This window comes from Flexibacter flexilis DSM 6793 (assembly GCF_900112255.1).
GTDB classification, from domain to species: Bacteria; Bacteroidota; Bacteroidia; order Cytophagales; family Flexibacteraceae; genus Flexibacter; species Flexibacter flexilis.
This window is the reverse complement of record NZ_FOLE01000001.1, coordinates 339,078-361,894: the sequence shown is the minus strand read 5'-3', so window position 1 is coordinate 361,894 and position 22,817 is coordinate 339,078. Positions and strand designations below refer to the sequence as shown.

At 42.1% G+C, this 22,817-nt stretch carries 15 protein-coding genes and 1 tRNA gene; 4 read left to right on the top strand and 12 right to left on the bottom strand.

All coding sequences use genetic code 11. The features are described 5' to 3' along the window. Positions 1-61: 61 nt before the first annotated feature. Entirely contained in the window at positions 62-4,291 is a 4,230-nt protein-coding gene (locus BM090_RS01495) for a CHAT domain-containing protein (RefSeq protein WP_091506141.1), read from the bottom strand. Between the two features lie 265 nt (positions 4,292-4,556). Here BM090_RS01495 and BM090_RS01490 point away from each other — a divergent pair. Further along, positions 4,557-4,641 (top strand) — tRNA-Ser (locus BM090_RS01490). Between the two features lie 122 nt (positions 4,642-4,763). Here BM090_RS01490 and BM090_RS01485 read toward each other — a convergent pair. Then, positions 4,764-5,120, bottom strand: a complete 357-nt coding sequence (locus BM090_RS01485) for a carboxymuconolactone decarboxylase family protein (RefSeq protein WP_091506139.1) — start codon at positions 5,118-5,120, stop codon at positions 4,764-4,766. A gap of 142 nt (positions 5,121-5,262) precedes the next feature. On the opposite strand from BM090_RS01485, the gene BM090_RS01480 reads away from it, so the two are divergent. Further along, positions 5,263-6,027 (top strand): alpha/beta fold hydrolase, encoded by a 765-nt coding sequence (locus tag BM090_RS01480; protein WP_091507780.1) that lies wholly within the window; start codon positions 5,263-5,265, stop codon positions 6,025-6,027. A gap of 51 nt (positions 6,028-6,078) precedes the next feature. On the opposite strand, the gene BM090_RS01475 is transcribed toward BM090_RS01480, so the two are convergent. The 5 genes from BM090_RS01475 to BM090_RS01455 all read right to left on the bottom strand — a co-directional run bounded on the left by BM090_RS01475 (position 6,079) and on the right by BM090_RS01455 (position 15,500). Beyond that, entirely contained in the window at positions 6,079-8,118 is a 2,040-nt protein-coding gene (locus BM090_RS01475; RefSeq protein WP_091506136.1) for an OmpA family protein, read from the bottom strand. A gap of 50 nt (positions 8,119-8,168) precedes the next feature. Next, positions 8,169-9,230 carry a PorP/SprF family type IX secretion system membrane protein gene (locus tag BM090_RS01470; protein WP_091506134.1) on the bottom strand — a complete coding sequence of 354 codons (1,062 nt, stop codon included), beginning with the start codon at positions 9,228-9,230 and terminating at the stop codon, positions 8,169-8,171. Positions 9,231-9,308: 78 nt separating this feature from the next. Next, the gene (locus BM090_RS01465; protein WP_091506131.1) at positions 9,309-13,304 is read right to left on the bottom strand and encodes a PKD domain-containing protein; all 3,996 of its coding nucleotides are present in this window, start codon (positions 13,302-13,304) and stop codon (positions 9,309-9,311) included. Between the two features lie 273 nt (positions 13,305-13,577). Beyond that, the gene (locus BM090_RS01460) at positions 13,578-14,576 is read right to left on the bottom strand and encodes a PhoH family protein (protein ID WP_091506129.1); all 999 of its coding nucleotides are present in this window, start codon (positions 14,574-14,576) and stop codon (positions 13,578-13,580) included. Between the two features lie 219 nt (positions 14,577-14,795). Beyond that, entirely contained in the window at positions 14,796-15,500 is a 705-nt protein-coding gene (locus BM090_RS01455; protein WP_091506126.1) for a Crp/Fnr family transcriptional regulator, read from the bottom strand. A 386-nt stretch (positions 15,501-15,886) separates the two neighbouring features. Here BM090_RS01455 and BM090_RS01450 point away from each other — a divergent pair, with 386 nt between their 5' ends. Then, a complete protein-coding gene (locus tag BM090_RS01450; protein WP_177199805.1) occupies positions 15,887-16,903 on the top strand; it encodes a cation diffusion facilitator family transporter in 1,017 nt (338 codons plus the stop codon). Continuing rightward, positions 16,881-17,888 (top strand): sensor histidine kinase, encoded by a 1,008-nt coding sequence (locus BM090_RS01445; RefSeq protein WP_091506121.1) that lies wholly within the window; start codon positions 16,881-16,883, stop codon positions 17,886-17,888. Before BM090_RS01450 ends, BM090_RS01445 begins: the two co-directional genes overlap by 23 nt. A 54-nt stretch (positions 17,889-17,942) precedes the next feature. On the opposite strand, the gene BM090_RS01440 is transcribed toward BM090_RS01445, so the two are convergent. Genes BM090_RS01440 through BM090_RS01420 form a run of 5 tightly spaced genes read right to left on the bottom strand, consistent with a single transcriptional unit; the run spans position 17,943 to position 22,739 of the window. Next, positions 17,943-19,208 carry an ABC transporter ATP-binding protein gene (locus BM090_RS01440; RefSeq protein ID WP_091506119.1) on the bottom strand — a complete coding sequence of 422 codons (1,266 nt, stop codon included), beginning with the start codon at positions 19,206-19,208 and terminating at the stop codon, positions 17,943-17,945. 54 nt (positions 19,209-19,262) lie between these two features. Continuing rightward, positions 19,263-19,832, bottom strand: a complete 570-nt coding sequence (locus BM090_RS01435; protein WP_091506117.1) for an acyltransferase — start codon at positions 19,830-19,832, stop codon at positions 19,263-19,265. Between the two features lie 6 nt (positions 19,833-19,838). Beyond that, the gene (locus tag BM090_RS01430) at positions 19,839-20,918 is read right to left on the bottom strand and encodes a DegT/DnrJ/EryC1/StrS family aminotransferase (protein WP_091506113.1); all 1,080 of its coding nucleotides are present in this window, start codon (positions 20,916-20,918) and stop codon (positions 19,839-19,841) included. 33 nt (positions 20,919-20,951) lie between these two features. Next, a complete protein-coding gene (locus tag BM090_RS01425) occupies positions 20,952-21,845 on the bottom strand; it encodes a glycosyltransferase (protein WP_091506111.1) in 894 nt (297 codons plus the stop codon). A 39-nt stretch (positions 21,846-21,884) separates the two neighbouring features. Further along, positions 21,885-22,739, bottom strand: coding sequence for an ABC transporter permease (locus tag BM090_RS01420; protein WP_221405317.1), 855 nt, complete (start codon positions 22,737-22,739; stop codon positions 21,885-21,887). Positions 22,740-22,817: the final 78 nt, after the last annotated feature.

Sequence of the window (22,817 nt, the reverse complement as noted above, 5' to 3'; positions counted from 1 at the left end):
GATGTTGAAAGCGTTGGAGTTTTTGGCTTTCATAGTCTTTATTTTAACTATAAAGTGATTGTTATTGTCCCATCATCACGAACGAACCCCAGTAGATTGGTTGCGGATATTCTTTCTTGAGTTGCTTTTTGGCTTCGATAAAGGCCGAACGTTTATCGCCTGTTTTTATCCATTTTTCATAAAATAAACTCATGAGTTTTTGGGTGGTTTCGTCAGGAACTCGGAACAAACTCATCACCACGTTGTGCGCACCTGCCACCAAAAAGGCGCGTTGCAAACCATATACGCCTTCTCCGATTTTGACAGTTCCAAGCCCTGTTTCGCAGGCACTCAGCACGACAAGTTCCGTGTTGTCAAGCTCTAAGTTCATGGCTTCGTAGGCGGTCAGGATTCCGTTGCGCAAATTGTAGTTGGACATATTGCCGCCTCTCAAAATTTCGCCAGCGTCTTTGAACAACAAACCCGAACGCAACAGCGGATTGGCCGACAACTGGTTTTCATTCAGAAAGTTACTACCCGAATTTTGGCCCGCCACATTCACATCTTCCAAGAAAAATCCGTGCGTAGCTACGTGGAAAACGCGAGGGCTTTTAATGGCTTTTACGGCATCTTCAGTGGCTTGCGTCTCCGTAAACGAACGTGCTATCCAGCGATTTGTACGCAAAAGTTTGTCGATTTGCTGGATTTCGGTTTCCGTGCCAGGTAGTGGTGTAATCGCGTTTTTGGACGGCGGTTCAACGGCCTTGCCAGTGCTATCAGTGGACGCATAAAACACAGGATTTCCGAACAAATAGGCGTTAGAAACGGGATTCGTGTTTTGTTTGACGGCTGTGAGTAAATCTTTGGTATTACTGAGCAAAACAAAGGTATTGCGGTCGATGGCAAAGCCACCGTCGTTTGGCAACGGAATCGTTTCCAAATTGATTTGGTTGTAAACCCCTTCGGTGGAAAGGTAAACCGTCGTGTTGTCGTCTATGTTTTCTTTGATAGGCTGCCAAAATGCTTGGTAAGAATTATCGTCTTCCACGCCGTATTTCATACAATTACGGTAGTATTTTAGCCCCTGATTTTCCATACGATTTCCGTTCGGCAACAATACCATTTTAGGGCTTTTGCGCGTGTCGTGCGAGATTATTAAAGCCATATAGATCACAGAATCAGTGAATTGTGTGTCGAAATAACGATAACGAATCAACTCAACAGCGTATTCTTTGGCTTTGAGTTTGGATTTAATATCTTTCCAAGTATAGTTTGCGCTTTCTTTGGCTTGTGCGAAAAGCTCAGAACCTTCACTGAGACTTTTTTCCAAGTTCTCAATGTCTTGTTCTATTTTTTTCAGGTCAATGCCTGCGCTGGCAAGCTCTTCCGTGCTCTTAGACATCAGATTGGCCAAGCGTTCTTTTTTGCCCAACCAGTCATGATATTTGTCTATCATTTTCGTGTCTTTGCTCTTCAAAATCCTGTCTTTTATTTTGATAGAAGAGTTGAGTAACAGGGCTTTAGTTGCTAGGTTGTAATTATAGACATTGGCCAAAAGTTCGGGCTTTTTGTCTGCCAAAAGCACAGCCAAAGAGCTGTAAAGTTCAAAGTCTGGCTTCATCAGATTCCAGAATTTAGTTTTTTCGCGGTCGCTCAACGAAGGGAAATACTTGCTTATATATTCCAAATAAATCTTGGTGGTTTCGCCCAACATTTTGGTTGTTTTGGAATAATTCTTTTCGATATAGGCCATTTGCGCCAAGCGGCTCAGCACCTGCACGTATTGTGGGTGTCGGTTGCCAAACAAGCGTTCGTACATTTCTTTGGAACGGCCATACATTTTGTTGGCGGTTTTGTGGTCGGCATTGGCCTTGCTCAAATCGCCTTTGAGCATATACACTTCGGCTGTGTAAGCGTTGTTTTTACCTAATTTGTTTCGCCAAATTTCGTTGGCAATGGTCAGAAGCGAATCGGCTTCAGCATAGCGTTTTTGGTCGATGTAAAAGAAAGCCAAATTTTTAAGTCCGTCTGCATATTGTGGGTGAAAATCGCCCAAAATGGATTCGGTTACGGCGATAGACTCTTTCAAAAGTTTTTCGGTTTCTTTGGGTTTTCCTTTGTTTTGGAATTTGGCTAAAGCCAAATCTTTGGTAGCGCGAGCCACTTCGATATGTAATTTGCCGAGTTGTTTTTTGTCACGTTCCAGCACTTTTTGGGCAAGTTCTTCGGAGCGGTCATAGTCGCCGATGGCTGCGTGTATTTTTTGCATCAGGGCAATGCTTTGCGTGTAGCGACTGGACGTATCGCCAAAAATTTCGCTACTAATATTGGCGGAACGTTGCGCCATTTTTTCGGCATTGCTGTAGTCGCCACGCGCTAAATACGTGCTACCCAATATGTTAAGTGGCTCGATTAAATATTGATTTACTTTTCCGTTTTGTTCTTCATATACATCGATAAGCTCCGTTAGGATTTCGTCACATTCGGCATACAGTCCTTTTTCGTACAAAAGCGTAGCCAATTCGGTCATGTTTTCGCTACCCAATGCAGGGGATTCGGTGGCTGTTTTTTGGAGTTTGAACGAACGAGTAAGTAGTTTGTCAGCCTCATCGTACCAACCAATCACGATGTAGAGGCGTGCCATCGTGCGCAACACGCTGATATAGTCACGGCTGTATTTTCCACGTGCATTTTCCACGATATTAATGGCTTCCATCAATTGTTCTTCGGCCTTTTTGTATTGGCCTACGCGAATGTTAATGCTGGCTATTTTTTCGAGTTGATGGCCGTACTCAAGGTCGCCCTCGCCGTATTTTTCTACAATCAAATTTTTGGCCTCATCATAAGCCTGCGTAGCCAATGCGTATTGATCGGTTAGCTCATAATATTTGGCGTGCATATTCAAAAAGCGCGGATAATCTTTGTGCTTGCGGCTCAGTTGTGGCTTTACCTGCTTGAGCCAACTATCTTCAAATAAGTTTTTAGCATCTTTGATTTTGTTTTCGTAAAGCAAAGCGTAAAAGCCTTTTTCTATTCTACTTTCTTGATATTGAGGCGATTGCGTGCCATACATTTTTTTCTTTAGCACCAAAATATTATTCAAAGCTTCTTTCGCTAACGGCAAAGTATCCATATATATCCCAATTTGGTAAATGAGCGTCAGGATTTTGAGCCGTTCGGAGGGAGCCATTACGTTGGTTACGGTATCTTCGCTTACATTAATGAGGTTAAGGAATTGTCCGTCGTTAAATTCTTCCTGACTTACAGCAATATAGCCCCCAATTCGTGCCAATTTCGCTTGATAGCCGTTGTCTTCAGGGTGTTGTTTGTGTACCAATTTGACATAAGACTCATACATACCGTTGGCCTTTTTGTCTTTGGCTGCATTAAGCGTTGAGCGAATCATATCTTCGTGCATCGCAAAATAATCTTTGTGCGAAGCCAAAATATTTCTTTTGCTATTGGCCGCACCAATGGCTTTTTTGTAAAACTTGATGGCTTGGTCATAATAGCCATATTCTTCTTCATTTTTGGCCTGCGCGACCAAGCAACGCACATATGCTTCCGACGAAGTCCCTATATTTTTTTTGATCCACTGTTGGGCGGCAGTCAGTAGGGTAGTGGCTTGGTCTTTTTCGCCTTTGTAAATCGGGACGTATGCTTGCAAAAGTAGCAAGCGAGCATATACTTGTTTTTGTTGTTCAATTTCTTTCTTAACCTCTTTTTTGCTTTTCTCTCCACTGGCTACGGCTTCGCGTTCGGCCAAAGTTTTATAATAGGCCAAAAGAGGTAACAATGCTTTGTCTGCTTGATTCAGGTAACCCTGATTGATGGCTACTAGTAACTCCTGCTCGCGTATGGCATAACTCAGAGCCGAATCTTTTTGCGGAAATTTTGGCATAAGAGAACGCGCCTGCTCCAAATCTTCGGAAGCGTGTAGATAATTTCCATAATCTATGTTCAGTTTGGCAGACTCTAACAACCCATAACAATATTCTGCGCTTTCTAGTCCTTTGCTGCTGCGCAACTGTTGTAAACCGTCGTGTAGGCTGATGGCCATGTCGTCGTAGGCACACAATCCACTGGCTACCTGTGCTTTGTATATCAACAAAAGCCCCCTTTCGTAGCGGGCATCTTTGCCTTCTAATTTGTCAAATAATTTGGTGATACGCTCAGAGGCTTTTAAGTAATTTCCTTGTCTGATGTATTCTTGTATTTCTTCGAGGCGTGCGCTGTGCTCACTTGCCATCGTCGTCAGAGCGTGTAATACACTCAGACAAATAATGAAAAGTAGTCGTAGTGTTTTGTTCATAAAAATAGATTCGATATTAGATGCTCAATTTTACTTAAATAAATACACGATTCCAAGCAAATATAATACGATGACTTTACATAATAAATGGCTGCGTACTTATTACAATTATATTGAGATATTTTTTTTATCTTAAAAATCTACTGATTAACAGTGTTTTGTGTTATTGTTAGGAAAAAAATCAAAAAAACTTTTGGGCAGGATTTGGATATTAAAAAAGAAACCTACACCTTTGCACCGCGTTAGAGAAAAAGACGACGCACTTAGAGAGTTGGCAGAGTGGTCGAATGCGGCGGTCTTGAAAACCGTTGACTGTAACAGGTCCGGGGGTTCGAATCCCTCACTCTCTGCAAAAGCAGAAGCCCTTCAGCAATGAAGGGCTTTTTTGTTGTTTATATTCATCAATGCAATAAAAAAAGTCTTACAGATTTTTAGGAAACCTATAAGACTTGGTGTGCAAAATAAGGCGTAGTTATTCGGCTGCTGGGCTGTATTGTTGCAAATCTTCCCAATAAGCCACAGCCCTTCGCAAGTGCGGAATGACAATCGTGCCGCCAATGATGTTGGCAATCGCAAAAACTTCAAAAACTTGTTCCGTACTCATGCCTAACTCGTGGCATTTGCCCAAGTGATATTTTACGCAATCGTCGCAACGCAACACCATGGAGCAGGCCAAACCAATCATTTCTTTGGTTTTTACATCCACGCTGCCTTCCGTATAGGTGTTGGTATCCAGATTAAAAAGCCTTTTGATTACTTTGTTGTCGGCTGCCATAATCTTTTCGTTCATGGCCGAGCGAAATTCGTTGAAAGAATCTACACTGTTCATTTTCAGGTATTTGTTTGTTTGAGAAAGAAAATAAAATTACGTTATGGTGCTTAACAATCTTGCTGCCCATTTGGTTGCCAGATTATGCATAGGCCTCAATATTAACAGCAAAATTATATCTTTCGGCTCTAAATTTTGGGGTATGAATCAAATAACAGAAATAAATGGCGTTGGGCTTTTCGTACAGCACGAAGCCAAACCTGATACGCGTTATACGTTGGTCTTTTTGCACGACTCGCTCGGTTGCGCGGTTTTGTGGCGCGATTTTCCGCAGCAATTAGCACAAAAAACGGATTGTGCGTATCTGGTGTACGACCGACAAGGCTACGGACAATCCGCACCGTTTGGAGCGCAGCCACGCCAGCAAGATTATATGGAAAAAGAAGCCGACGTATTGGCTGCGCTGTTGGAGCAACTTGGCATTGGCAATGCAGTGCTTTTTGGCCACAGCGACGGCGGTACGATTGCGTTGCTGGCGGCAGCCAAATATCCTGAAATAGTAGTAGGTGTGGTTACTGAAGGCGCACACGTTTTTGTAGAAGAAATTACGCTCAAGGGCATACGCGAAGCCGTAGAAAGCTATCAAACTACCAATTTGCCCGAAAAATTAGCCAAGTATCATGGCTCAAAAACTGATGGCGTGTTTTGGGCGTGGGCGGCTACGTGGCTCAGCGAAATGTACAGAGATTGGAATATCGAACATTTTTTGCCCAAAATCCAATGCCCAGTATTGGTCATACAAGGTGAAAACGACGAGTTCGGGACACTGGCGCAAGTAGAAGCGATTGTTAGTCAGGTAAGCGGCCAAGCCGAGCAACTTATTTTGCCTGCTGTTGGTCATAATCCGCACAAAGAAGCGCAAGCAGAAACGATTGAGGTGGTGGCGGCTTTTCTGCAAACTTTTTAGACCAATAAAAAACGGCTACTCATCATCATTGAATAGCCGTTTTTATTTAATTTATTTTCGTTTTTTCTTTTTCGCGCTTTTTAAAACCTTTTTAGTATAAACAAACTCAGTGCGGCGGTTATGACGACGGCCTTTTACTGTTTTGTTGGTAGCTATTGGTTTTAATTCGCCTTTACCTTCTGTGGTGATTAATTCACGATTTACACCATGCGCAACAAGGTATTCGGCCATACGCTTGGCACGTTTTTCAGAAAGCATCTGGTTGTATTCCAAAGAGCCTGTCGCATCGGCATGGCCTGTGATTTTGACTGCAACCGAATCTTTTGCCAAATCGTTAGCAATCGAATCTAACTTCGGATAATATTCCAAATAGGCTGTGTCTTGGTCGCTGGCAAATTCCACGATAACTCTTGTACGCACAGAAGCATATACAGGTTTTGATTCTTCTTGTGGTTGCTCAGTTGCTTTAGGTTGTGTGGTTTTTGCTTTTGGTTTAGCCGTAGGCGTAGTTTTTTTCTTTGCCTTAGGCTTTTTCGTTGGTTTCGCTTCTGCTACCAATTCTTCTTTTACCGTAACGGTTTCTTTCTTAGGAGTTGGTGTAGGTTCCGCTAATTTGGTAGGCTCTGTTAGTTTCGCCACCACGGGTAGAGCTGTATCCGCTTGAGCAACAGCTGCGGTATCTTTTTTGGCTACAATTGGTGCTGGGTGTTTATTTCCAAACTCAATTGGTTTTTCCAAATCAAAAGCATAGATGTCGTCGCAGCACGTAGTATTTGGCAAAATTCCTTGGCTGCCTTTGCGGTTAGAAACAAAGTAACCTGCTTTTTCGCTGGCCGCCAATGTGTAATACACATCATCGTAGGAAGTGTTCAGCGGCGTGCCCAAATTTTCGGGAGCGGAGAAAGTCCGCAAACTGCCTTTCGATTTGAATACGTCAAAACCACCAATTCCAGGGTGCGAATTAGAGCTAAAATACAGTGTATTTTCTTTTACACTATAAAACGGCGTAACCTCATCGCGAACCGAGTTTACTTCTGGGCCGCAATTTATAGGGCGGTTGTATAAGCCTATTTTTTCGTTGAAAAGCGCGTACCAAATATCCAAACCGCCACGTCCGCCTTTACGATTAGAGGCAAAATACAAAATCTTTTGCTTTTGCTTGCCGTTGAGGGTCGTAACTACATACGGTTGCGTTTGGGTGCTACGGCTGGAGTTAATGTTTTTGCCTAAGGGAATAGGAGTTGAGAACTTGCCATCTTTGATTTTACACATATAAATATCGCAAGTTTGTTGGCCTTGTTTGCCCGTGCGACAGCGTGTAAAATAAAATTCATCGCCTTCGGGCGTGAAAACTCCGTTGGCCGTACTTTCTAAATGGCGGCTCAAATGTTTCATTTCTTCAGGCTCGCCCCATTCGTTAGTTTCCTTGTTGAAAGCTGAAGAATAGAGTTTTACACGGTTAAAGTTTGGTTCTAAGTATTCCGAAGTCATGATCGTATCCGACAAATAGCTGGAGTAAACCAACGTGCTATCATCGCGTAGGCGTGGCGCAAAGTCGCTGTATCCGTGGTTGATGTTATCGCCCGCAAAAGCCACGTAAGCCTTTTGATTTTTCGCTTTAATTTGGTTGGCTTTTTGGCAAGATACAATCGCGCTCTTCGCGGCAAGGTGGAACATTTCGCCTTTGCGGTCGCGGTATTTCCCGTTGTCGAAGGCTGTAAATTGTGCGACAGCTTCGGTATATTTGCCATTGTAGCGCAAACTTTCACCCAACATAAAAGCAAATAAATCGTCATTATGACCAAATAGTTTTTGCGCTTTGGTAAGCCAAATTTCGGCGTTTTCGTAGTCGCGTGCAAAGAAATAGGCTTCGCCCAAACGTGATGCGTAAATAGGTTGGTTTGGATTGCGCGTAACTAAATCGGTGAGCGGCTCGATGGCATTATAAAAACTCCCCAAATTCAACATCATTTCTGCTGTTTGGAGTTTTTTAGGGTCGCTTAGTTTGTTAATGTCTCTTTCTTGGGCAAAACTTGGCAATTGTGTAGCCAAAGCCGAAAAGAGAAAGCTGTATATAATTTTTTTCAACATCGTAGAAAATGGTAAATCGCTGATAAGTTTTTTTGACCAAAAAGAACAGACTAGAAGAAGCGGCTCGGTACTGTTAAGCGGCTCGGTAAAGCTCTGTTCAGGAAGCCCGCATAGATGAGCGAAAACTCATACGCACCAACGGTTTTGTTTTGGATGGTTGGGGCTTTGTTGATGTCTTTGAACCCTGAGGTAGTAGCATCGTAACTAAACATGGCTTGAAATCCTTTGAAGCGGAAACCAACCTTGCCAATAGCCGCATCGTTGAGGCGATAGAAACCACCCACTAAGAGGGCTGCACGGTTGCGATGTTCCACGCCGCCAAGATGAAACGCGATATTTGTTCCCAAATTAAAATCTGAAGCCTTCGCTTGACGAGCATACAAAATGGCAGGCAACAAACTCACGTATTTAGATACTTGGTAAGTCGCGCCAGCCGTCAGGATAGTGCGTACCGATTGGCGGTTTTTCACAGATTCACCGATGCCGTCCAGATAAGAATCTTTGGCAAAAAGCAAATTATGGAAACCAGCCCCCGCCGTTACGGTCAGTTTTTCGGTAAAGAAATATTCCCACGCCAAACCAGCGTTTACGTTTACATACGTGTTGCGTCCATTGCTCAAATTTTCGGCTGAGCCTAGCACTGGGCGGTATTGGTTGTTGAATTGGTCTTCAAAAAGCAAACCGTCTTTGTTGAGATTTTGCATCATTACGCCAGCTTGCAAGCCCCCCGACACAAAATGACGACGGCTATAACCCAAATATTTTTGAGCAGCTCCCGAAACCAAAATGTATTGATTTTTGAAAATGCCATCGCCCAACTCGTCGTTGGTGAAGTTGAGGCCAGCACTGACCATGTCCACTGCTTTTTTGTTGAGCTTAAAGTTCATATCGCCCCAAAACGACATGGTTTTGTAAGGGCTATTCACCGACTGCCATTGGCTGCGATAAATGGCACCTACGCGAAAATCCTCGCGCATCATACCCGTAAGAGCAGGGTTGAGCGTTTGGGGAGAATTATAAAATTGCGAGTAGTGTAAATCTTGTGCTTGAATAGCCGAAAATCCCAACAGGCTCAAACTTACACCCAATAATTTTTTATATGTCTGTTTCATTTTGTCAAAATTTTTAGGGGAAGACCACTGTCTAAATTGTGGGCAGTGGTTTTCCCTGCGTTAGGAGTTAAGTTGTTTTTAACGGAGCAATGTTAAGTTACCTTTCAGTACAATTTCGTCTCCGTATTCGGTGGTAATGGCTGCATAAACCACATAAACGCCTGTTGGTTGCTGAACGCCATTGAATTTGCCGTCCCAGCCGTCCAGTCCTTTTTGGCGGTCGCCAGAGGCATCAAACACCAACTGTCCCCAACGATTATAAATTTTGAACTCACGCACATCTTTGATGCCTTTGCCTCTTACACGGAACTTGTCGTTCAGGCCGTCGCCATTCGGAGAATAAGCGGTGGGCAGTGCGAAGTAAGCATTTAGGTCTATGGTCTGGGACGTAGTGTCTTTGCAACCATCTATACTTTCGGTTACCAACGTAACTACATGGAGATTACCTGCTTCTGTAGCTGCTTTTGGGTAAGTATGCGTAGCATCTGCCGAATCTGGGTTTTGGGTAATAAAACTGCTGCCATTAGCATCAAACGTCCAAATCCATTTTACCGCAAAAGAAGAGTTATCGTTGAAAACCACTGGGCGATTAGCTACCAAATCAGCACTTCCTACGCCAAAATTCGATACGGGGTTGCGCTTTACTACGACAGATTGTGTAGTTGTATCGCGGCAGCCGCTGGCACTTGTTACGATTAGTTTTGCATCAAAAATGCCTGCATTGGCATACAAGTGCGTTGGGTTTTGAACGTTTGAGGTATCACCGTCTCCAAACAACCAGAAGTAAGTAGCCGTAGTATCACGCACAAGCAAAGAGCCTTGGAATGAAGTGGCGATGTTGTTACAAACAGTGTCTGAGGCAATCACAGGCGTAGGGGCATCAAGAATATGAAGGGCAGTTACTGATGAATCGGCACAACCGTCTTGCGAGTAAGCCACCAATATTACGTTGTAAGTGCCTGTGCTACTGTAAGTATGATATACATCTCCTGAGCTTGAAGGGAGTTGGTTTCCATCGCCAAAAATGTATTTATAAGTAGCAATGTTTTCAAAAGTATCTACTGCATTTTTGATAGTAAAGTGAATAGCTTTACCTACGCAAAAACCTTCATTATCAAAACTTGGTTTGGCTACATCATTCATATTGAACACAGATTCTGTTTGCGCACGGCAACCCTTTTTGTCGATGGCACGTAATTTAGCCGTAACAATACCTTTCCGATGAAATGTAAAGACAGGATTTTGTTGGGTAGAAGTGGCTATCATTGTGGCTGGCGTTGCGGCATCTGGTGTAAACCAAAATTCCCAATTCCAGTTATTTACGGCATAATCTCCAGTTGTTTTTGCTCCTGTAAATTGTGTTGGGCTATTGGCGCAAGTGCCCGCTTTATCGATGCTGATTGCAAACGGATTACGAACGCATATTTTTTTAGTAGGGTATGTTTTCTGGCAAGCACTAGTTCCATTGTCATTATAAGTCAAACGTAACTTCACATTAAAGCAGCCTGCTTGGTTAAAAGCATACTTGCCATTGCTTTGAGCCGCATTTGTTACAGTGATAGAATCAGTATCTGTAAATTTCCATGTCCAACTATTGACGTACTGACCTTGTGGCCCCACATAACTAATAGAGTCCCCAAAGCAAATGGTATCAGGACTTGTAATCGCATAATTGGTGGTCGGTAAAGCGATAATTACCTGATGTTGCATCGAATCTAAACAGTTGGTAGAGTCTGTAACAAATAATTTTACTGTGTAGGAAGTGCCGCCACCAAGAGGAGGGGTTGGATAATTATGGGTTGGATTTGGTAGGGTAGATGTATTCCCATCTCCAAATTGCCATAGATATGATTTTATACCCCAAGTGCTTTCTGTTATATTGGAGAACAGAATAGATTGACCCGCCTCGCAGTAGTTAGATCTAAAAAAATCTGCTGTAAGTGGCTTATTTACAGTAATATTGTCTGTGCACGTGCAGCCCAAAATATCCGTAACAGTAGCAGTATAGAATCCTGTTTGTGAGAGTGTTACAGAATCTTTGACTACTCCGAATGTGTCTGCTATTTGCTGGCCAGTGCTCCATTGTATTCTATACTTTTTGTTGGCTGGTCGGGTATAAGCCTGCAAATGAACCACAGAATCTGGCTGGTTACACTTGAAATAATACGAGGTATCCACAATATTAACAAAAGGGCGTGGGTTGATATAAATCGCTTTGGTAATGCTACTGCTACAACCGTTGGCATTAAATACAGTAAGCGTTACATTCACCGTGCCCGAATCTATATAATTTAAAATGAAAGCTCCCGTCGCATTGGTAAGTGAATTGCTTTTATCATCCGTGAGTTTCCATGTAGTGATAGGACATGCTGTTGGATCTGCCTCCTGTATGCCCATAATGGATAACGGTTTATTTTGGCAAGAGTCCAAGTATTTAAAATTTGCAGTAGGAATTTTACAAACTTTAACTTGCTTGATAATAGTATCGGCGCAAGCAGTTGCATCTTTGACTATGAGGCGAACGCTGTAGGTGCCAGGGTTGGCATAAGCATGTGTAGGATTTTTGATAGTAGAAGTGGCTCCGTCGCCAAAACGCCAAGCCCAGTTGGTAATGCTGGCTACCGAACTACTAGATAAATCCGTGAATTTAACAGCTACACCCACACAAGCCGAATCTCCATTTGATTTAAAATTAGGAATAATTCCTTTTTTGATAATAATGTTATCCGCAGCAGTACAGCCATTCGAGTCTGTTACCAAAACCGTATAAGAGCCTACACTTTTTTGTACCGTAGGGGTTGTTTCGCCGCCAGGTGACCACATATAAGTAAACGGAGCCGTGCCACTGGTGATGATTGGGGTTAGTGTTAGCGTTGTATTACAACCAATGGTTGTGTCGTTGCCTAATTTAACGCTAGGTGTAGGCGTTACCTTAATGCTAAACGTATGGCTTTGTGTACCTTGTACGGGGCAAGCATTGTCTTTGGCTGTTACAGTAAATGTGTGTACTCCAATATTAGCGGATGTAGGAGTCCAACTGAATATTCCATTATTGCCTGAAGAAGAAAAGCTAGCACCTGTAATACCATTGTTCCAAGAAAGCTCAACGACTTGATTGGCATCTACGTCAGAACCCGCAATACTAAAGTTAACGGCAGTGCCTGCGCAAACAGACATCAAAAAGTTATTTTGCCCATTTATTCCCGTGAGAGATGGTAGTGTATTGTCGCAGGTTCTTGTGGCTATCTGAAAGTCGCGGACGATACTGCCAATAAGTTGCCCGTTGAAATACTCTTCTACTTTGAGTGCCGTACAGCTTACTTCGTTGTTTGCAGATGGGTTTAGACTGATGTCGCCTGTCGTGGCATTTACCGAAATGGCTGTGCTGGAAGTTAAAAATGCGGCGGCAGAGTAACCCGTTTTGTAAGATAACGTAGTGGTAGAACCAGTACGAGGTGTTACCAAAGCATAATGAAGCACATGGCCAGTGTCGGGCTGTGTTGCCCCCAAATTGAAGGACATCGCATTGTTTACGCAAACTAAGGCTTGCGGCTCACTGCTAAATGTGGGGGAGTTGTTAGTTGCTACGACAAAATTGTTGAGCATTGATTCTACATACAACATTTGGGTTGGGTTGTTGATGGTAGTCAACGAGGCTGAACGGTTACCCAAGCCCCAACTAAATGTCCAACGCGACTTATAAGGAAGCGTAACAGTTCCTTTATAAATGTAACGTTTGTAACCAGGTAAAGAGCCTCCTGAGCAAACAGAGGCTTGACCAGGACAAAACGAACTGGCTTCTTCCTTGTTTACTAAATTTACGGCCAAACTACCTGTGAATGGCGGAGTCGCTACACTCGTGTAATTAATAAAATATTGGTTATCTAAATCGCGCGTACTGGCGCAATCACGGTAGGCGTTGAGCGCAATCTCATAATCATTGCCGCCCAATGATTTGTAGGTGATTTCTGCCCCAATAATACGGCCATTTACCGATTGTGCATTTGTTGGTAAACAAAATACACTAAACATCAGTAAGAAAAGCCATGTAGTTAGGTAAAACTGTTTCATCATAAGAGAAGTGTTTGAATTTTACGTTTTGTTGACTTTATATTTTAAAATGTAGTTTATGTTAAAAAATAATCGGTGTAATAAAATTGCGATGAATACTGCAACTTACAAACTTACTAAGCAAACATTTGTTATTTATCATGTATATCTAAATATTTTATTAAATTTTGCTTAAAGTTTTAAGTATATAATTACTTTTTTAATAATAGATATTATTAAAACAAAAAAAAGAGACACAAGTATTTGTGTCTCTTTTACTTAGTCTGATAGACTGTGTTACTCTTTAGTGGTGGGAGGATTGCCTTTCTCGCTTTTATATTCTTTGGCTGCCAAATACTCTTCGTGCTTCTCGTAAGCGTTAATAATTTGCTTTACTAATTTATGACGCACAACATCCGCAGAATCCAATGTAACAAATCCGATTCCTTTGATATTTTTAAGTATGTGTGATGCTTCTATCAAGCCAGACTTCTGTTTATGAGGCAAATCTATCTGCGAAACATCCCCCGTTACGATTACTTTGGAGTTTGGCCCCATACGCGTCAAAAACATTTTGATTTGCATCGGAGTTGTGTTTTGGGCTTCGTCCAACAAGATAAAAGCATTGTGAAGCGTACGCCCACGCATATAAGCCAACGGCGCGATCTCAATGATACGGTTTTCCTGATAAAATTTCAACTTTTCGGCTGGAATCATATCGTCCAAGGCATCATAAATCGGGCGCAAATATGGATCTATTTTCTCTTTCAAATCACCAGGCAAAAAGCCTAAATTTTCGCCCGCTTCTACGGCTGGCCGCGTGATAATGATTTTCTTTACCTCTTTGTTTTTTAGGGCTCGCACGGCCAACGCTACGGCAATGTAGGTTTTGCCTGTACCCGCAGGCCCGAGTGCAAATACCAAATCGTTGGCGCGTGCCGTGTCCACCAATTTTTGTTGGTTGGCCGTTTTGGGCTTGATAGCAAAGCCTTTTGTGCCATAAATGATGGTATCTTCTTTGGCTTCGTTCTCGATGCGTTCTTCGTCCTGCTTGATATAGCTGCGGATATTTTCTTCCGTAATAGCTCCGAATTGGTTGTAATGGTCTATCAGGGCATTGATAATGTCATTGATTTTCTGGATTTCGACGGGCGTGCCTTTGATGCGTATTTCGTTACCGCGTGAAATGATTTTGCTTTGGGGAAAAGCGGCCGCGATAGCGTTGATATTTTTGTTTTCTGCTCCAAAGAAATCAAGCAGCGAAACATTTTCTAAGGTGATTACTTTTTCTAGCAAATTTGTTCGAGGTTTTAGAATCTTGATAAAATAAAATAGCCTAACAAGAGGGCTTACTATTCCCAAAACAGCCAAAAAACTGTTTGAGTTCGTAGCACAATGATACTACTTATTTTGTCAATAAAAAACGCAAGACGGGTTCTGTAATTTCCTGCGAACAAATAGAAGTGCCAGCCCCGAAACTACCCAAGAATTATGTTTTGGGGCTGAAGCCAATGTTTAATCAAAAATATTGGCGGCCTTTTCTATTTTTTTGAGGTCTTTGATGATAATTTTCTTGTCTTTCAGGTCAATGAGGCCTTCGGACTTAAATTCTGAAAGCATACGAATCAGCGATTCGGTTGCCGTGCCGACCATCGAGGCCAAATCTTCTCTGGACATTGCCACCGACAAAGAACCATCTGCATTTACGCCATAGTAGTTGTGGATAATCACTAAGGCTTCGGCGGTACGTTCGCGCACGGTTTTGGTTGCCATCGCTGCGATTTGACTTTCGGCCACTTTCAGGTCTTCGGCCAATACTTTAATGATGCGGGCAAACAGCCTGTCGCTGGTCTGCAATAAAGTATCGAAGGTAGATTTTGGGATAAAACAAATGCGACAATCTTCGAGTGCTTCGGCAGAGGCCATGTAGTGTTCTCCTGAAATTAAAGCTCTGTATCCAAGTGCATCACCTGCTTTAGTCAGGCGCAAGATTTGGTCTTTGCCGCGCTCATTGGTTTTGTAAACTTTTACTTTACCGCTATAAATAGCATATAGTCCTTGCGGACGGTTACCTTCTCTAAATATTACGTCTCCTTTTCGATAAATGTCGCAGTGCTTAGCTGTCCCGATTTGCTCCAAAAGCCCTTCTTCGAGGTCTTTCATGATGCTGCGATGCCGCACAGGACATTCGCGACAATCTGGAATTTTTGCATTACTCATAGGTGTTAGGGGTGCAAATTTTAAATATTTGGTGCGTTGTTGCACTACAAATATAACACACGCAATTCAAAAACAAATCACACTTACAAACTAATATCGTTTTTTTTCTTGACAAATATCAGCATGTAAAAGAACGCCTTCTTTATTCAATTAAATATCAGTATTTACACATCTTATTTATATTTATTTCAAATAATAAAATAAACGTTAAAACCCTTTTAATGGCTATTGTTGGAGTTTATATACTTTTGGTCGTGCAAATAGGCGGCTTTGGATAGCTTTTTGACAAATTAGGTACAATGTCTCTGTATTTGCGTGGCAAATCTGTATTTTTGCGCTATCAATTCTTTTGTTTATTTTCAAGGTTTGCAAGGCCCCCAGACACTATGATTTCATTCTTGTCCCAAAGCAAATTACGCTTAATGGGTTTTGTCCTGACGTTTAGTTTTCTGCTCATGAGCCTCAAGTTTGGAGCTTATTGGCTTACGCACTCGCAGGCGATTCTGACCGATGCACTCGAATCCATTATCAATGTGGTGGCGGGTGCGTTTGCATTCGTGAGTTTGTACTACGCAGATCGCCCTCGCGACCTTAAGCATCCTTACGGGCATGGCAAACTAGAATATGTTTCGGCAGGTGTGGAAGGTGCATTGATTTCGGTAGCAGGTGTGTTTATTGTTTGGGAAGCCGTTTCGGGGATTATTCATCCCCAAGTTGTGCAGGAGTTGGGTTGGGGTATGGGCTTGACGGTTTTATCAGGTGTACTTAATGGCTTAATTGGTTGGTGGCTCATCAGAGAAGGCAAAAAAAACAGCTCGGCGGTGATGGAAGCTGACGGCAAACATTTGATTACCGATACGGTTTCAAGCGTGGGTTTGTTGGTAGGACTTGCGGCTATTTATTTTACGAATTTGCTTTGGCTAGATGGGGCAGTTGCCTTAGTGTTAGGAGGATATATTGTTGTTACAGGTTTTTCTATGCTCAAATCCTCGGTGGGCGTACTGATAGACGAAGCAGATTACCAGACGCTTGACCAAGTGGCTGACGTACTCAAACGCAATCGTGCGCCGCGCTGGATAGACATACACAATTTGCGCGTGCAGAAATTTGGCCAAAATTTACACATAGATTGCCACCTGACGTTGCCTTGGTATTCCACGCTGGAGCAGTCGCATACGCAAGCCTCTAATCTGGAAAAAATGCTTAAAGCGGAGCTAGGCGATCAAACCGAATTGTTTGTACACACAGACCCTTGCGTTCCGTTCAAATCATGCTCGATTTGCCCTATTGCGGAATGTTCTGTGCGTCAAAGTCCACGTTTAGAAGATTTGAATTGGAGTTTGGAAAATCTTTTGCCCAACGAAAAACACCAGTCCCAGCATGAAGAATTTGCTAAAGCATGAATACTTTAAACATGTATTGCCTATTATTATAGTGGGCTGTTGTATTCCGTTGGTGGTGAACATAGACAAAGGCCGCACGTTGGGCGTGTATATGGTGGTGTCCGTTTTTTGTACGGCAACCTATTGGTTAGGTACGGTTGGGATCATGAACATGGCACGCAACATTTATCCGCGCCACGACCAAACTTTCAAACGTATTAGCTATCAACTAGCTTGGGGATTGCTCTATATTTTTGCGGCTTTTTGGGTGAATCAGTGGGGAATATACATGGCATTTCATGTGTGGTGTGCCGACTATTGGGATGACTTTAAAGTCCCATTGTTCATTTCTATTTTTATCGGTACGATTTACGAGTGTATGTATTTGTTGGAGCATCTTACCAATTCGATAGCCGAGACCGAGCGGCTCAAACGCGAAAACATACAGTCCGAGTTAGATTCTTTAAAAAATCAGGTAAACCCGCATTTTCTATTCAATAGCCTCAATACCTTGGCTTCGCTTATTGAAGAAGAACCCAAAACGGCGGTGGCTTATGTGCAAGAGCTTTCGCAGGTTTACCGCTATATTTTGCAAAGCAAAGACCAAGAACTGACCACTTTGCGCGAAGAAATCAAGTTTATCAAAGCGTATTTATTTTTGGTAAAAATGCGATTTGGGGAGAATATTAAAACGCAAATCCATATTTCTGATGATTTTCTGGAAAAACAAATTCCGCCGCTGACGCTTCAGATCTTGGTCGAAAACGCCATCAAACACAATGTTATTTCGGCGGCTAAACCACTGGACATTGATATTTTTATTGAAGGCGGCCAGTTGGTTGTTCGCAACAAATTTCAAAAGAAAACCACGATGGTGGATTCTAATAAAGTGGGGTTGCGCAACATCGCCAACCGTTACAAACTCATTGCTTCCGAAAATATAGAAGTGCTACAAAATGCGCTATATTTTACGGTGATGCTGCCGCTGTTGGGCGGGGAAGAGTAGCACCCAAAACGGGGCAAGTAAAATACTCACCCCGTTTTGGGTTATTTTCAGCAATTACATATTTGGAATTTCGTTTTGCTCAATGCTAAATAGCGGAAATGTCAGGCCTTGTATTTGATAAGAATCACGATAGCCGTAAGGGTTTCCTTCATAAATTTCTATTTGCAAAATCTCTTGTAACCAATCCTGAATTACATCTCTACTTCGTAAAAATAATGTTACGAGATAAATGCCTGGTTTGAGGTTATTGGCTATTTCAAAAGAATAAATCTGATTATCAGATGAATGGTCAAAGTTTTTGTTAATAAAACGATTGCTACAATGAATAATATTAGCGTAGTTTTTATCTTTGATATTGATGCCAAAATCGAGATCGACAGCATAGTCTTTATCAAAAGTATCTAGTTGGATATTAAATTTGATTGGTTCTCCAAACTCAAACCCATTGGAAGGGAACGAAATTTTGCGGAAACGTAAATGCCCTGCATAGCCTTTGCGTGGAATGCCAGTCAAATCAATTTCGGCAGATGCCGCTTGCAAGCTACCATTGGTATTGGTATAAAGGTCTATGATAGCTCCGATATTATCATCAGCGAGTAATTTTCCGCCAGCCAAGAAAATACCACGTGTACAGAGATTTTGCACACTGACCATGTTATGGCTCACAAAAAGAATCGTACGCCCTGAGTTACAAACATCGGTCATTTTGTCGATACATTTTTGTTGAAAAACAGAATCTCCAACGGCCAAAACTTCGTCGATAATCAAGATTTCGGGTTCTAAATGTGCCGCAACAGCAAAGGCCAAACGCACATACATACCACTACTATAACGCTTTACGGGAGTATCGATGTATTTTTCTACACCTGAAAAGGCCACAATCTCATCAAACTTACTGCGAATTTCGTGTTTGGTCATGCCCAAAATCGCGCCGTTCAAGAAGATATTTTCACGTCCTGTAAGGTCTGGGTGAAAACCTGTGCCTACTTCCAAGAGAGAAGCAATACGCCCTTTTACTTTTATTTGGCCAGAAGTAGGAGCAGTAACACGCGATAAAATTTTGAGCAAGGTAGATTTGCCCGCACCATTACGCCCGACTACACCAACGGCCTCGCCCTGTTTTATTTCAAAATTAATGTCTTGCAAAGCCCACACTAATTCCCCCTCTCTGCTATCAGCAGCCGTTAGTGCATCATGGGTATTATTTCCTCTGAGTTTGTCCCACCAGCGTTTGAAATCTTCCTGAAGCGTACCGCTTCCAACCTCACCCAAACGATACTGTTTGGCCACTTGCTCGACTCTAATAACTGTATTGCTCATCTCTTCTAATGAATAGACTTTAAAAATAGATACTTAAATGTAGAAAATAGTAGGCTACAAATTATACTTTTCAGCTAGTTTTTGCTCCAAGTCTAATAGTTGCACACTTCTTTCCTTTACTTTTCGGGCGGGAATGCCGCCGTAAATCGAAAAGGCGTCGCAATTTTTAACCACCAACGCAAACGCCCCGATAGCCACGCCTTCTTCGGCTGTTACGCCAGGCAAAATGACCGCAGACGCACCCACTATCACATGTTTTTTTAGTACAACAGGTTTGTGAATAACATTCGAAAATTCGCTGGGTACTGTAGGGTTGGTTAGGTAATTGCCCGAATAGTCGTCGCTACTCGAATAAATGGATACTTTGGAGGAAAGTCCCGAAAAATCGTGCATCTCAATTCGTGCTTTGCCTATCAGCGAGCTATAACAAGCAATGTGCACGTAACGCCCAATACTGATGCCGTCTGCACCTGCCGAAATTACACAAAAATCATCTATGCGAGAATTATCCCCAATCGAAATATTCGCAGCATTATAAATAGATGCTTTATCCGAAATGAGTACGTTTTTTCCTAAATGCCTGAAATTAAGTGCTTCTAGTTGTATTTGAGAAAGGAAACCCATAAGCTACTAATAATTTTGACTACGTAACAATACTCTTGCAATCATATCTATTTCCTCAAACGTAAGCTCGTGGAAAAGAGGCAAACACAATACTCTACGACAAATATCGTCAGTAATAGGCATAGGTGTTTGTTCTACATAATTCAGCGTAGCTAACGACGGATAGAAATAACGACGCGGATAAATCCATTGAAGATTTAAGGCTTCTACGGCTTTGAGTAGTGCCGTTTCGCTTTCTAACACAATCGCATAATAACTGTAATTGAACTCCGCTTTGGCCTGAATGCTGGGTTTGGTATGGCGCAGCAACTGTAATTTAGTATCGTAATAGTCCGAAAGCTCTTTGCGGCGACGGCGGATTTGGTCGATGTATTTGAGGTTACACAAACCCATCGCCGCATGAAACTCAGAATTTTTGCCATTGACACCAATGCCGTGAAATGATTCTGGTGTGGCATGACCAAAATTGCGCAAATAGGCTATTTTCTTGGCCACTTCTGCATTCGGCGTAACGGCTGCGCCGCCTTCTGTGGTATGAAATAATTTGGTGGCATGGAAACTCAAAGTCGTGATGTCGCCATAATTCAAAACCGATTCGCCCGCGTATTTGGTGGCGAAGGCGTGCGCTCCGTCATAAATTACTTTGAGTTTGTATTTGTCGGCAATGGCCTGTATTTTTTCTACATCGCAGGGGTTGCCGTACACGTGCGTTGCCATAATGCCCGATGTGTTTTCGGTGATGGCTGCCTCAATCAAATCGGCATTGATATTAAATGTTTTGGGGTCAATATCCACAAAAACAGGCTTGCAGTTTTCCCACGCAATGCTGGAGGTAGTGGCCACATACGAAAATGGCGTAGTGATAATCTCCCCTTTAAGATCTAAAGCCTTGATCGCAATTTGTAAAGCGATAGTCCCATTCCCCAAAAAAAACAAATGGGGAACGTCTAAATATTCTTTTAGTTTAAGTTCTAATTCATTGACCAATGGCCCGTTATTGGTTAGCCACGTACGTTCCCAAATCCCCTGAACATATTTTTGATATTCTTCAATAGGAGGCAAAAAGGGCTTAGTAACATTTATCATAGAAGTAACTGCTAATGTTTTTTGAACAAAGATTTAACCAGTTTTACGGTTACTTTTGCTACCAGTAGCCCGTGTGGCATTGTCTATTTTCCCGAAGGACTGAAGACAGTTTGTTATGTCTGTTATGATTTCTTTTGTCGGAATGGCGATGTCGGAGTGATTGAGTATATTATTCCAAAGTTTAATTTTTTCGACAGAAATAACACGATCATACTTAGATGCCAGATAATGGCTGATATGATTGTAGAATTTCACTTTCACTAATTCCTGTTTGAGGGCAGAGGCACGAGCATTAGACCAATTGCCGCCCGCATGGATTCGGTACACGCCCAAATGTTCTGGCAGGTAGCCAACTTTTCCTTTGTTGGCATTGATAATGTGCAGTGTCCAGTCTCCAAAAGGTAATTCTACAAACCAATTTGGTAAAGAAAATGGCTTTTGGAATCGGAACATGACCGATGCTGTCCCGATAAAATTACTTTTGATAAGGTCTTCTATCGAAAATGTATTTTTGGGTAAAAAGGCTGGCGTTTGTATTTCTCCGTTTACCATCAATTGCAAGGAATGAAAATTGACGGTATAATCAGGGTTTTTGTTGAAAAAATCTACTTGCTTTTGTAGCTTGTGCACATCCGTCCAATAGTCGTCTCCTTCGCACATCGCCACAAATTCTCCTTCACATTTATCCAATACAGATAAGAAGTTGGGGAGCATTCCTACGTTGGGATTATGTAGTACAAGTTTAATTTTGTCAGGGTATTTTTGTTGATAGTCCACGCATATACTGCGTGTTCCGTCTTTGGAGCAATCTTCGCCAATAATTAACTCATAATCAAAGTCTGTTTGTTGTCCAATGATGCTCTCTATCGCTTGGGCAATGTACTGTTCGTGATTATAAGTAATCATGCAAACGCTAACCTTCATCATAGATGCTTTGGTTTTGGTATTTCTGTGATTAGGTGATATTTAGACCGTATCCATAAATGTTTTTTCTACCTTGTTAAAGAGTACGATGCCAACGGACAGCGTAACAAGGGAAAAAACACTGGTATAGGCCAAACCACTCCAGTCAAAATAGCCTGTTCCGAAATAAGCACTACGAAAACCGTCAATGATGGGAGCGATGGGGTTAAACTGTATAATCCAGCGATATTTTTCAGAAACAAAAGAGGAAGGATAAACTACTGGCGTAGCAAACATCAAAAGCTGCACCCCGAAAGCTAAAAAATAAGATAAATCGCGGTATTTGGTGGTGAGTGCGGAAATGATAATCCCTAAACCCAAACTCAAAATGGCCAACAATAAAATCAGAATAGGGAGCAATAGAATGTAGCCTGTGATGTGAATCGTGCTGCCTGTAAATGCAAAATAAACTGAAAGGACAACAAATAGTCCAAATTGTATGCCCATACTGACCAAATTGCTAATCATGACAGAGACAGGCACTGTCAGTCGAGGAAAGTAAACTTTGCCAAACATCCCCGCATTGGCGACAAACGTGTTAGCGGTTTTGGTAAGGCAGGTGGCAAAATAATTCCAAAGAATAACGCCCGACAAGAAAAACATCATAGGCGGCTCTACACCATCTGTCGGGATATTAGCCACTCGGCCAAACACCAGCGTGTAAATCAGGGTCATCATCAGGGGTTGGATAACAAACCAAAGTGGCCCCAAGATTGTTTGCTTATAAGTGGCTATAATGTCGCGACGAACAAAAAGCATAATCAAGTCTTTATAACGCCATAAATCTGCCAAATGCAAGTCGAACAAACTGTACTTAGGCTTTACAACTAAGTCCCAGTGCTCTTCGTTTTCTTTCATTATTTTATTCATTTGCTCAATACTATCGAAGTTCAAAGGTATGCAATACTTTACTTATTTTCTAAATTTATACGGACA

What these genes read in the sequence shown, in the direction of transcription:
- BM090_RS01495 (WP_091506141.1), bottom strand. Translation starts at nt 4,291, where the DNA reads ATGAACAAAACACTACGACTACTTTTCATTATTTGTCTGAGTGTATTA.
- BM090_RS01485 (WP_091506139.1), bottom strand. Translation starts at nt 5,120, where the DNA reads ATGAACAGTGTAGATTCTTTCAACGAATTTCGCTCGGCCATGAACGAA.
- BM090_RS01480 (WP_091507780.1), top strand. Translation starts at nt 5,263, where the DNA reads ATGAATCAAATAACAGAAATAAATGGCGTTGGGCTTTTCGTACAGCAC.
- BM090_RS01475 (WP_091506136.1), bottom strand. Translation starts at nt 8,118, where the DNA reads ATGTTGAAAAAAATTATATACAGCTTTCTCTTTTCGGCTTTGGCTACA.
- BM090_RS01470 (WP_091506134.1), bottom strand. Translation starts at nt 9,230, where the DNA reads ATGAAACAGACATATAAAAAATTATTGGGTGTAAGTTTGAGCCTGTTG.
- BM090_RS01465 (WP_091506131.1), bottom strand. Translation starts at nt 13,304, where the DNA reads ATGATGAAACAGTTTTACCTAACTACATGGCTTTTCTTACTGATGTTT.
- BM090_RS01455 (WP_091506126.1), bottom strand. Translation starts at nt 15,500, where the DNA reads ATGAGTAATGCAAAAATTCCAGATTGTCGCGAATGTCCTGTGCGGCAT.
- BM090_RS01450 (WP_177199805.1), top strand. Translation starts at nt 15,887, where the DNA reads ATGATTTCATTCTTGTCCCAAAGCAAATTACGCTTAATGGGTTTTGTC.
- BM090_RS01445 (WP_091506121.1), top strand. Translation starts at nt 16,881, where the DNA reads ATGAAGAATTTGCTAAAGCATGAATACTTTAAACATGTATTGCCTATT.
- BM090_RS01440 (WP_091506119.1), bottom strand. Translation starts at nt 19,208, where the DNA reads ATGAGCAATACAGTTATTAGAGTCGAGCAAGTGGCCAAACAGTATCGT.
- BM090_RS01435 (WP_091506117.1), bottom strand. Translation starts at nt 19,832, where the DNA reads ATGGGTTTCCTTTCTCAAATACAACTAGAAGCACTTAATTTCAGGCAT.
- BM090_RS01430 (WP_091506113.1), bottom strand. Translation starts at nt 20,918, where the DNA reads ATGATAAATGTTACTAAGCCCTTTTTGCCTCCTATTGAAGAATATCAA.
- BM090_RS01425 (WP_091506111.1), bottom strand. Translation starts at nt 21,845, where the DNA reads ATGATGAAGGTTAGCGTTTGCATGATTACTTATAATCACGAACAGTAC.
- BM090_RS01420 (WP_221405317.1), bottom strand. Translation starts at nt 22,739, where the DNA reads ATGAAAGAAAACGAAGAGCACTGGGACTTAGTTGTAAAGCCTAAGTAC.